Here is a 10,460-nt window from a genome sequence, read left to right as displayed (position 1 = left end):
CAGTACACCCGACCCACCACCCAGCCCGCCCTCGTCTGAAAGGACTTCACCATGTCCATCGAGATCCAGAAAGTCACCGCGAACATCGGCGCCCGTGTGTCGGGCGTGGACGTCAACAAGCCGCTGGACGAAGACCAGACAACAGCTCTCCGTGAGGCCCTCAACGTCCACAAGGCCCTGGTCTTCGACGACGTCCACCTCGACGACGAGGGCCAGGAGGCATTCGCCCGCCACTTCGGGGACGTCACCACCGCCCACCCCACCGTGTCCGCCGTCGACGGCGCCCCGAACGTGCTGCCCGTCGACAGTGAGCGCGGCCGCGCCAACCACTGGCACACGGACGTGACCTTCGTCCTCAACCCGCCCCAGGCCAGCACCCTGCGCAGCATCACGGTCCCGCCGTACGGCGGCGAGACCCTGATCGCCAGTTCGGCGGCGGCCTACCGCGACCTGCCCGAACCGCTGCGCGTCCTCGCGGACACCCTGTGGGCGGAGCACACCAACGACTACGACTACGCCGTACCGGAGGAGGAGATCGACGACGAAAAGGCGGCCCAGCGCGCCCAGTTCACGTCGATCAAGTTCCGTACGGTCCACCCGGTCGTCCGCGTCCACCCGCTGACCGGTGAACGCGGCCTGTTCATCGGGGGGTTCGCGCAGCGGATCGTCGGCCTGTCGGCGGGCGAGTCCCGCAAGATCCTCGACCTCCTCCAGACGTACGTCACCCGCCCGGAGAACATCCTGCGCTGGCGCTGGTCCCCCAACCAGCTCGTCCTGTTCGACAACCGCATCACCCAGCACTACGCCATCGACAACTACGACGACCAGCCCCGCCGCCTCAACCGCGTGACCGTCGCCGGCGACATCCCGGTCGGCATCGAGGGCAAGGAGAGCTACTCGATCGAGGGGGACGCGTCGCACTACACGTCGGTGGCGGAGTAGCCACGCCGAGCCCCTTGGGAGCCACACCGAGCCTTTTCGCTGCTAGGTTGTAGTTGCAAGCCATGTGCATTAAGAGGTCCGGAGGGGATCGATCCGTCATGCCCGTCTACACGCTGCCCGACCTGCCCTACGACTACTCCGCGCTCGCCCCCGTGATCAGCCCCAAGATCATCGAGCTGCACCACGACAAGCACCACGCGGCCTACGTCAAGGGAGCCAACGACTCGCTGGAGCAGTTGGCGGAGGCGCGCGACAAGGAGCGGTGGGGTTCGGTCAACGGGCTGGAGAAGAACCTGGCGTTCCACCTCTCCGGCCACATCCTGCACAGCATCTACTGGCACAACATGACGGGCGACGGCGGCGGCGAGCCCCTCGCGGCCGATGGCGTCGGCGGCCTCGCCGACGCCATCACCGAGTCCTTCGGCTCCTTCGCCGGCTTCAAGGCCCAGCTCACCAAGGCCGCCGCGACGACGCAGGGTTCGGGCTGGGGCGTACTCGCCCACGAACCGTTGAGCGGCCGCCTGATCGTCGAGCAGGTCTACGACCATCAGGGCAACGTCGGCCAGGGCTCGACCCCCCTCCTCGTCTTCGACGCCTGGGAGCACGCCTTCTACCTCCAGTACCGGAACCAGAAGGTCGACTTCATCGACGCGATGTGGGCGGTCGTCAACTGGCAGGACGTGGCGCGGCGTTACGAGACGGCGAAGTCCCGGCAGACGATCCTGCCCGCGTGACCCGTAGACCGTATGAAGCGTCCTGCCTCGTGATCGTCTTCTCAACCTTCACGCGGGCGGGCGGATGAAGAGGCGGGCCCCCGCGAGGACGTGACTCGCGAGGGCCCGCCCTCCTGTTCAACTCTCCGCCCCGCAGGGCACATTGAGCGACAGCAGCGCCACCGTCTCCCCCTGCACCCGGAGTTCGCTCACCGCCGCGTTCCGCAGTCCCGGGAAGACCCGCCGGTATTCACTGAGCGGAATCCCCAGCGACCGGCACAGCACCAGTCGGAGCAGGGTGTTGTGGGCCACGATCAGTACGCGTTGACCGGGGTGGGCGGCTGCGATGCGGTGCAGGGCGGCGCTGCCTCGTTCGGCGGCGGCCAGTGGGTCCTCGGACTCGGGGAAGGCGTGGGCCACCGGGTCGGTGCGGAAGGCCTCCGCCGCCCCGGGGTTCTCCGTCCCGAACTCCGCGAGCGTACGGCCCTCCACCACCCCGAAGTCGCATTCGCGCAGGGCGGGTTCGGTGTGGGGGGTGAGGTTCAGGGCCCGGCACGCGGGGGCCGCCGTGAGGACGGCTCGGGACAGGGGGGACGTCCAGATCGCGTCCACCGGATGCGCGGCCGCCCAGTGCCCCAGGGCTTCCGCCTGCGCGAACCCCGTGTCCGTCAGGGCTACGTCGCTGATGCCTGCGTAGCGGTTCTCGGCGTGCCAGACGGTCTGGCCGTGGCGGGCCAGCAGGAGAGTCGTGCTCATGAGTCGATCGTGTCCTGGTTCAGGCGGGTGCGGGTGTGGGTCGCGAGCGGGGTCGGTAGCCAGCCTCTGGCCTCCAGTTCGTCCACCAGGCGAGCGTACGGCTCGGTGAAGCGGGCCGTGTGGGACGCGCGGGGTTCCAGGACCGTGCGGATACGGACCATGCGGTCGGCCGCGTCGACGAGTGAGGCCGCCGCTCCGGTCCCGTACGCCGCCAACACCGCCATCCCCAGGGCCGGTTCGATCTGTTCCGGTACTCGGGCCGGGCGGCCGAGGATGTCGGTGCGTAGCTGGTTCCAGTACGCGCTGCGGGCCGCGCCGCCCGTGAAGGTGAGGGGGCCGTCTATCGGGGCGCCGAGGTGGTGCAGGTAGTCCAGGCACAGGCGCTCCGTGAATGCCACGCCCTGGAGTACCGCCGCCCAGCCGTCCGCCTCCGAGGCCGGCGTGCCCAGCGTGAACGCCGTGGCCTCCGGGGCGAAGAAGGGGAAGCGTTCGCCGCCGGACGAGGCGAGGGGGTAAGTGACGGCGCCTGACGGTTCGTAGGCCGCAGCCCGACCATCCATCTTCGCCGGGTCCGCCGTCGGCGGCAGTGCTCCCGCGCCCACACTCGACGCGCCGCCCGGCAGCCAACTGCCGTCCGGCGCGCGGTGGTTGTAGACAACCCCGGCGTCGTCCCGGACGGGGCTCGCGGACGCGCCCTTGAGGACCAGGGTGGTACCCAGCACCGAGTTCCAGGCGCCGGGGCGCAACGCCCCCGACGCGATCTGGGCCGCGCAGCCGTCCGTCATGCCCGCGATGACCGGGGTACCGGCGGGGATGCCGGTCGCTTCGGCGGCGGTGCGGCAGACCTCGCCCAGCCGGGTGCCGGGGCGGACCACCTCCGGCAACACCTCGCCCAGGTGGGCCAGTTGGGGCGGCCAGGCCTCGCGCTCCGCGTCGTAGCCCGTCTTGAGGGCGTGGCTGGAGTCGGTCGGGACCGTCCCGCCCGTCAACTGCGCGGTGATCACGTCGGGTTGGTGAGTCACCCGTCCGGGGCCATAGGTGTCCAGCAGCCACAACGCCTTCGGCAGCGCCCAGCTCGTCTGCATCCCGACCCGCGCCGCCTCCTCCACCGCGCGCCCGTCGTCGTACATCAACCCCCGTGTGAGCGGGCGCCCTTCGGTGTCCGTCAGCAGGACGGTCCCGGAGGTGCCGCACACCGCGAGCCCGCCGATCCGTACCCCTGACGACCCTCGTCCCGCCAGGGCGGTCCGGCACGCCGCGCGCACCGCCTCCCACCACTCCCCCGGGTCCTGTTCGTGCCGTACGCCGCCGTCCCGGTGGTTGGTCAGCGGGGCGGTGCCCGCGCCGAGGACCGTGCCGTCGGCCGTGACCAGCAGTGCGCGGACGCTCTGCGTGCCCAGGTCGATCCCCAGCCACGCTTCGGCGTCGTCCTCGAACATCATCCGGACCTCCCACAGGGGTTACGCATTCGGCATTCCCCGTTCATCGTGGCGGAGAGGGAGGGAGCCCCACGATGACCGAGACCCTGCGTGTCGTCGCCGCCGGTGACCATTTCGTACTGCCTTCGCTGATCACAGCGGCCATCGCCGAGGAACTGCGCGAACACCCCTTCACCGTAAGAGAGTTGGAGCTCGGATGGCCCCTGGAACCCTTCGGGGCCGTCAGCGAAGTGGAGGAGGCCAGCGACTCCGAGGACGAGTTGATCGGCGCCCTGCGGGACAGTGACGCCCAGGTGCTGGTCACCCAGATGGGTCCCGTCACGGAGCGCGTGCTGGAGGCCTGCCCGGATCTGCGGCTGGTCGTCGTGTGCCGGGGCGGGCCGGTCAACGTCAACCTGGACGCGGCGAAGACCCACGACGTACAGGTGTGCTTCGCGCCCGGCCGCAACGCCGCCGCGACCGCCGAGTTCACCGTCGGCATGATGCTGGCGGCCCTGCGCCGCATCCCGCAGGCCCATGAACTCCTCGCGGGGCAAGGGAGTTGGGAGGCCGGCGCCGCCTACTACACGTACGAGCACAGCGGGTTGGAGCTGGAGGATCTGCCGGTCGGGCTCGTCGGGTACGGGGCCGTGGGCAGCCGGGTGGCCCGGGTGCTCTGCGCGTTTGGGGCGCGCGTGATGGTGTACGACCCGTATGTGCACGGCGAGATCCACGGACTCCGGGTCGGCGGGCTGGACGAACTCCTCCGCCGCTCCCAAGTCATCACCTTGCACGCCCGGTTGACCTCGGAGACACGTGGTCTCATCGGCGCCCGCGAGCTGGCGCTGCTGCGGCCGGGCGCGGTGGTGGTGAACGTGGCGCGGGGTCCGTTGCTGGACGAGGAGGCGTTGTGCGACGCGCTGGAGAGCGGGCAGGTGTCGGCGGCGGCCCTGGACACGTATGCGCGCGAGCCGTTGCCCACCGGGGCACGGCTGTTCGGCTTCGCCGACCGGGTCACCCTCACCCCGCACCTCGGGGGTGCCTCCCGGGCCGTGGCCGAGAAGGCGGCACGAATAGCGGCGGCGGAGGTGGGCCGCTGGGCCCGAGGTGAAGGCCTGTCCCACCAACTCGGTTGAGTGCCCACCAAGTTGGCCTGTCCCCACGCCGACGGCCGAGAGGGAGCCGTAGGGGCGCGCCGGTGTCGAGAGCCCCAGCGCGCGGAGGCGCGCAGCGCCGAGCACGGTGGGGCTCTCGACACCGGCTCCCAGCGCCCCGAAGGCGACCGAACCAAAAGAGGTGCGCGCGTGGGTGCCTGATCAACACGGGCCCACTTCCGTCACATTCATACCCCGTGAACACCCAAAAACTGATCCCCCCACCCCCAGGAGGCCTCCCCCATGTACGTCGGAATCGATGTAGGCACGTCCACCGTGAAGGCCGCCGCCTTCGACGGCTCCGGGCGTCAACTCGCCGTAGCCGCACGCCCGGTGGAGCTGTCGATGCGGGGCGGGTTCGTCGAGCAGGACATGGACGAGGTCTACGGCGCGGTCGTCGCCGTACTGGAGGAACTCACCGCGGAAGCGGACGGACCGTTCGAGCTCGCCGGGCTCACCGGGCAGGGGGACGGGGTGTGGCTGGTGGACGCGGAGGGGCGGCCGGTGCGGGCGGCGGCGTCCTGGATGGACGGGCGGGCGCACGAACTGCTGGACCGGTGGCTCGCGGACGGGACGTTCGAGACGGTGTTCCGGCGGACCGGGAGCGCGATGTTCCCCGGGTGTCCGGGGCCGTTGCTGGCGTGGCTCGCGGCGCACGAGCCCGCCTCGCTGGACGCGGCCGCCACCGCCCTGTACTGCAAGGACATGGTGTTCCAGCGGCTGACGGGGGCGCGGGCGACCACCGATGTGTCGGACGCGTCGATGCCGTTCCTCGACCCCAGGACGCGGTCGTACGACAACGGTGTCGTCGAGCTTCTCGGGCTGACCCGGCGACGGCGGCTGCTGGCCCCGGTCTCCGATCCGGTCGCCACGGCCCAGACGCGTGGGGAGGGGCTGCCGGCGGGGACCCGGATCGCGAACGGGCCGTACGACCTGCCCGCCTGCGCGCTCGGCGCGGGGGTGACGGAACCGGGCGACGGGCTGCTCATCGTGGGGACGTGTCTCGCCAGTCTCGTCGCGACGACCGAGCTTGATCTGAGCGGTGAACCGGCCGGGCTGTACATCTCCCTCGACCGGCCGGGGCACTGGTTGCGGGCGATGCCGGCGATGGTCGGTACGGCGGCCCTGGACTGGGTGCTGTCGACGACGGGTGTCCGGCACGAGGAGGTGGACGCGCTGCTCGCGGCGACCCCGGCCGGGGCGAACGGGGTGCGGGTGCTGCCGTATTTCGCGCCGTCCGGCGAGCGCGCGCCCTTCGTCGAGCCCCGGCTGCGCGCCGAACTCACCGGTGTCTCCCTGGAGTCGACGCCCGCCGACCTGATCCGCGCGACCTGCGAGGGCATCGGTTACGCGGCCCGGCACTGTCTGGAGGCGGCGGGCCTCACGGGGTCGCTGGCCGTGTGCGGCGGGGGGACGCGCAGCCCGGCCTGGATGCGGCTGCTCGCGGATGTGCTGGGGCGGCCGTTGCGGGTCGTCGAGGGTGAGGTGGGCGCGCGGGGCGCGGTGCTCGCGGCGGCCGAGCGGTACGGGGTTCCGCTGGACGTGGGGGCCTGGACGCGGCCGACGGAGGTGGTCGAGCCGGACGCGGGGCGGGCCGCGTTCTACGCCAAGGGGTTCGAGGACCATCTGGCGCGGCTGGCGGCGGCACGCGACCGGAGCCGTTGATTTCGGGGGCGGGCGCCCGCGATTCGCGGTGTACTACCGGCCTGGCCGTGCGTGGCGAGGAGGAGTTCATGACGGTGCTTCGACGGTGGTGCCCGAACTGTGTCGGGATGCAGGACTTCCAGAAGATGGCCGACGCCGAGAAGGCCGCCGTCCGTGAGGAGAAGGGGCCCCGGCACTACGTCGGGGATCTGTGGCGCTGCGCCGTCAAGGGCTGTGTGCGGTACCAGCCGGCGTTCAACGCGCGAGGCGGCGGTGATCTCCCCGAGAAGTTCCGTGAGGAGAAGGCCGCCGCCCCGGAGTGAGCACCGCCGTGCTTACACCAGGTTGCTGAAGTCCGGGCCCTTGGTGCGGGTGCGCTTGATCTCGTAGAAACCGGGGACCGAGGCGACCGCGACGGTGCCGTCCCAGAGGCGGGCCGCTTCCTCGCCCTTGGGGGCGGGGGTGACGACCGGGCCGAAGAAGGCGATCTGCTCGCCGTCGGGGCCGGGGACGGCGATGACGGGGGTGCCGACGTCCTGGCCGACCTTGTCGATGCCCTCCTTGTGGGAGGCGCGCAGCTCGGCGTCGAACTCGAAGTCCTCCTGGTCGGCGTAGTCGATCAGGTCGGCGGGCAGGCCGACGTCCGCGAGCGCGCCGGCGATCGCCTCGACGGTCGGGCCCTCGCCGTTGTTGTGGATGCGGGTGCCGAGCGCGGTGTAGAACGGGCCGAGGGCGTCCGCGCCGTGTTTCTGCCAGACGGCGGTGACCACGCGGATCGGCTTCCAGGCCTTGGTCGCGAGCAGCTCGCGGTACTCCTCGGGCAGCTCGTCCAGCTTGGGCTCGTTGAGCACCGCCAGGCTCATGATGTGCCAGTGGACCTCGATGTCCCGGACCTTCTCCACTTCCAGCACCCACCGGGAGGTCATCCAGGCCCAGGGGCACAGGGGGTCGAACCAGAAGTCCACGGGGGTCTTGGCGGTCTCAGACATGACGCTCCTCGGAATACGGCCGTTTCCCCACGGCAACACCGCTTCTCCCCACCTCATTCCCAGGTGTTCGGCGTCAGGGGCACATGGCAGGATCGGCCCTGACCGCATATCGAACGCCATCCGAGGGAGTGCCTCCGTGCCCGGTGAGAATCTGTCCCGCGACGAGGCCCGCGAGCGGGCCGCCCTGCTGTCCGTCGACGGGTACGACGTGTCCCTCGACCTGCGCTCGGCGGTGGGTGACTCCGCCGGGGGCAAGGGCACCGCGGAGGGGCCGCGGACCTTCCGTTCCGTGACGACGGTCCGGTTCCGCTGCGCCGAGCCGGGCGCGGCGAGCTTCGCGGACCTGATCGCACCGGCCGTCACCGCCGTCTCGCTCAACGGCAAGGACCTCGACCCGGGCGCGGTCTTCGACGGCACGCGCATCCAGCTGGAGGACCTGGCCGCCGAGAACGAGCTGATCGTCGACGCGCAGTGCGCGTACTCCCGTACCGGCGAGGGCATGCACCGCTTCGTCGATCCCGAGGACGGCGAGATCTACCTCTACACGCAGTACGAGCCGGCCGACGCGCGCCGGGTCTTCACCACCTTCGAGCAGCCGGACCTCAAGGCGCCGTTCCGCGCCGAGGTGCGGGCGCCCGAGGGCTGGACGGTGTGGAGCAACGGTGTCGGCGAACTGACCGACGGCGTATGGAAGTTCGCGGAGACGAAGCCGATCTCGACGTACATCACGGCGTTCCTCGCGGGCCCGTACCACTACGTCACGGACTCCTACTCCCGCACCTTCGACGACGGTACGACGCTTCAGATCCCGCTCGGCGCGATGTGCCGCAAGGGTCTGGCGCCGTACTTCGACTCCGACGACGTGTTCCTGGTGACGAAGCAGGGGCTGGACTTCTTCCACGACCACTTCGACTACCCGTACCCGTTCGGGAAGTACGACCAGGCGTTCGTGCCGGAGTACAACCTCGGCGCGATGGAGAACCCGGGGCTCGTCACGTTCCGCGAGGAGTACATCTTCCGGGGGAAGGTGACGCAGGCGTCGTACTCGGGGCGGGCGAACACGATCCTGCACGAGATGGCGCACATGTGGTTCGGCGACCTCGTCACCATGGAGTGGTGGGACGACCTGTGGCTGAAGGAGTCCTTCGCCGACTTCATGGGCGCGTTCGCGCTCGTCGGCGCGACCCGCTTCACCGACGGCTGGATCACCTTCGCCAACCGCCGCAAGGCGTGGGCGTACCGCGCGGACCAGCTCCCCTCCACGCACCCGATCACCGCCGACATCCGCGACCTCCAGGACGCGAAGCTGAACTTCGACGGCATCACGTACGCCAAGGGGGCTTCCGTACTGAAGCAGTTGGTGGCGTACGTCGGCCAGGACGCGTTCCTGGAGGGCGCGCGCCGCTACTTCAAGCGGAACGCGTACGGCAACACGCGCCTCGGTGACCTGTTGTCGGTGCTGGAGGAGACGAGCGGGCGGGACATGGCGTCCTGGTCGCGGTCGTGGTTGCAGACGGCCGGGGTCAACTCCCTCACTCCGCAAGTGGTGTTGGACGTGGAGGGCGGCCGTGTCGCCGAGCTGACGGTGCTCCAGGAGGCGGCGGAGTCGCACCCCGAACTGCGCCCGCACCGGGTGGTGGTGGGCCTCTACCGGATGGAGGGCAAGCAGCTCGTCCGGTACGAGCGGGCCGAGGTGGACGTCGACGGTCCGCGGACGGTCGTGGTGGAGCTGGCCGGTGCGGACGCCCCGGAGCTGGTGCTCGTCAACGACGACGACCTCACGTACTGCAAGACCCGCTTCGACGCGACCTCGCTGGACACGCTGCGCGAGCACCTCGGCGCGCTCACCGACCCGATGGCGCGTGCGCTGTGCTGGTCGGCGCTGTGGAACATGACGCGGGACGCGTTGCTGCTCGCGCCCGACTTCATCGACCTGGTGGCGCGGTTCGGGCGCCGGGAGAGTGACATCGGCGTCCTTCAGATGCTGCACGCCTGGGCGAACTCGGCGCTGGTGAACTACTCGCCGCCGTGGTGGCGCGAGACCGGCGCGAAGATCCTGGCGCACATCGCGCTGCGGGATCTGCGGGACGCCGAGCCGGGCAGCGAGCAGCAGTTGGCGTGGGCGCGTTTCTTCGCGTCGGTGGCGTCGGCGCCGGAGGAACTGGCGCTGCTGCACGCCCTGTTGGAGGGTACGGAGAAGATCGAGGGCCTGGCCGTCGACCAGGAGCTGCGCTGGGCGTTCCTGGAGCCGCTGACCGCGCACGGCGCCGCCGACGAGGCCGTGGTCGCCGCCGAACTGGCCCGGGACGACACCGCGTCCGGCAAGCGCCACCAGGTCCGCTGTCTCGCCGCCCGCCCCTCGGCGGCCGTCAAGGCGCAGGCGTGGGCGCAGGTCGTGGAGTCGGACGCGCTGTCCAACGCGCTGGTCGAGGCGACGATCGCGGGGTTCGCGCAGCCGTCGCAGCGGGAGTTGCTGGCGCCGTACACGGAGAAGTACTTCGCGGCGATCGAGCGGGTGTGGACGGAGCGGTCGATCCAGATCGGCGTGGACGTGGTGCGGGGGCTGTTCCCGGCGTACCCGGCCGCGGCGGACGCGCAGGCGACGCTGGACGCGACGGACGCGTGGCTGACGTCCCACGAGGGGGCGGCGCCGGCGCTGCGGCGGCTGGTGCTGGAGTCGCGGGACGACCTGGCGCGGGCGCTGCGGGCGCAGGCGGCGGACAACGAGGGGCGCGGTGCTGAAGGCTGACGGCTGCGGGCTGAAAGCTGACGGCTTAGGGCCGAGGGCCGAGGGCTGACGGCTGACGGCTGACGGCTGACGGCTGACGGCTGACGGCTGCGGGC

General features: G+C 70.9%; 9 protein-coding genes. 6 read left to right on the top strand and 3 right to left on the bottom strand.

The annotated features are described in order from the left end of the window. Positions 1–51 precede the first annotated feature (51 nt). Both ACNFOC_RS24070 and ACNFOC_RS24065 read left to right on the top strand, forming a co-directional pair. Positions 52–942, top strand: coding sequence for a TauD/TfdA dioxygenase family protein (locus ACNFOC_RS24070; protein ID WP_416961177.1), 891 nt, complete (start codon positions 52–54; stop codon positions 940–942). A gap of 98 nt (positions 943–1,040) precedes the next feature. After that, on the top strand, positions 1,041–1,676 hold the full coding sequence (locus tag ACNFOC_RS24065; protein ID WP_416961176.1) for a superoxide dismutase: 636 nt from the start codon (positions 1,041–1,043) through the stop codon (positions 1,674–1,676). Between the two features lie 117 nt (positions 1,677–1,793). On the opposite strand, the gene ACNFOC_RS24060 is transcribed toward ACNFOC_RS24065, so the two are convergent. Together ACNFOC_RS24060 and ACNFOC_RS24055 are read right to left on the bottom strand one after the other, a co-directional pair. Next, positions 1,794–2,411, bottom strand: a complete 618-nt coding sequence (locus ACNFOC_RS24060) for a histidine phosphatase family protein (protein WP_416961175.1) — start codon at positions 2,409–2,411, stop codon at positions 1,794–1,796. Continuing rightward, positions 2,408–3,853, bottom strand: a complete 1,446-nt coding sequence (locus ACNFOC_RS24055) for an FGGY-family carbohydrate kinase (protein ID WP_416961174.1) — start codon at positions 3,851–3,853, stop codon at positions 2,408–2,410. The genes ACNFOC_RS24060 and ACNFOC_RS24055 overlap by 4 nt, the downstream gene beginning before the upstream one ends. Before the next feature lie 71 nt (positions 3,854–3,924). Here ACNFOC_RS24055 and ACNFOC_RS24050 point away from each other — a divergent pair, with 71 nt between their 5' ends. From ACNFOC_RS24050 to ACNFOC_RS24040, 3 genes are all read left to right on the top strand, one after another. Next, positions 3,925–4,965, top strand: coding sequence for a 2-hydroxyacid dehydrogenase (locus tag ACNFOC_RS24050; RefSeq protein ID WP_416961173.1), 1,041 nt, complete (start codon positions 3,925–3,927; stop codon positions 4,963–4,965). A gap of 261 nt (positions 4,966–5,226) precedes the next feature. Then, complete coding sequence (locus ACNFOC_RS24045) at positions 5,227–6,648, top strand: FGGY family carbohydrate kinase (RefSeq protein ID WP_416961172.1); 1,422 nt, start codon at positions 5,227–5,229, stop codon at positions 6,646–6,648. Positions 6,649–6,716: 68 nt separating this feature from the next. After that, positions 6,717–6,950, top strand: coding sequence for a hypothetical protein (locus tag ACNFOC_RS24040; protein ID WP_416961171.1), 234 nt, complete (start codon positions 6,717–6,719; stop codon positions 6,948–6,950). 12 nt (positions 6,951–6,962) lie between these two features. Here the strand turns inward: ACNFOC_RS24040 and ACNFOC_RS24035 are convergent, their stop codons facing one another. Then, positions 6,963–7,616, bottom strand: coding sequence for a mycothiol-dependent nitroreductase Rv2466c family protein (locus tag ACNFOC_RS24035; protein WP_416961170.1), 654 nt, complete (start codon positions 7,614–7,616; stop codon positions 6,963–6,965). A gap of 136 nt (positions 7,617–7,752) precedes the next feature. On the opposite strand from ACNFOC_RS24035, the gene pepN reads away from it, so the two are divergent. Beyond that, a complete protein-coding gene (gene pepN, locus ACNFOC_RS24030) occupies positions 7,753–10,365 on the top strand; it encodes an aminopeptidase N (RefSeq protein WP_416961169.1) in 2,613 nt (870 codons plus the stop codon). Positions 10,366–10,460 lie beyond the last annotated feature (95 nt).

This window comes from Streptomyces colwelliae, assembly GCF_048158785.1.
In the GTDB taxonomy this organism is placed as follows: domain Bacteria; phylum Actinomycetota; class Actinomycetes; order Streptomycetales; family Streptomycetaceae; genus Streptomyces.
Note: the sequence above shows the minus strand (reverse complement) of the source record. Positions and strands in the feature narration are given on the sequence as shown.

Bases quoted from the DNA above. Each gene is read 5' to 3' on its own strand.
- ACNFOC_RS24070 (WP_416961177.1), top strand. From the start codon at position 52: ATGTCCATCGAGATCCAGAAAGTCACCGCGAACATCGGCGCCCGTGTG.
- ACNFOC_RS24065 (WP_416961176.1), top strand. From the start codon at position 1,041: ATGCCCGTCTACACGCTGCCCGACCTGCCCTACGACTACTCCGCGCTC.
- ACNFOC_RS24060 (WP_416961175.1), bottom strand. From the start codon at position 2,411: ATGAGCACGACTCTCCTGCTGGCCCGCCACGGCCAGACCGTCTGGCAC.
- ACNFOC_RS24055 (WP_416961174.1), bottom strand. From the start codon at position 3,853: ATGATGTTCGAGGACGACGCCGAAGCGTGGCTGGGGATCGACCTGGGC.
- ACNFOC_RS24050 (WP_416961173.1), top strand. From the start codon at position 3,925: ATGACCGAGACCCTGCGTGTCGTCGCCGCCGGTGACCATTTCGTACTG.
- ACNFOC_RS24045 (WP_416961172.1), top strand. From the start codon at position 5,227: ATGTACGTCGGAATCGATGTAGGCACGTCCACCGTGAAGGCCGCCGCC.
- ACNFOC_RS24040 (WP_416961171.1), top strand. From the start codon at position 6,717: ATGACGGTGCTTCGACGGTGGTGCCCGAACTGTGTCGGGATGCAGGAC.
- ACNFOC_RS24035 (WP_416961170.1), bottom strand. From the start codon at position 7,616: ATGTCTGAGACCGCCAAGACCCCCGTGGACTTCTGGTTCGACCCCCTG.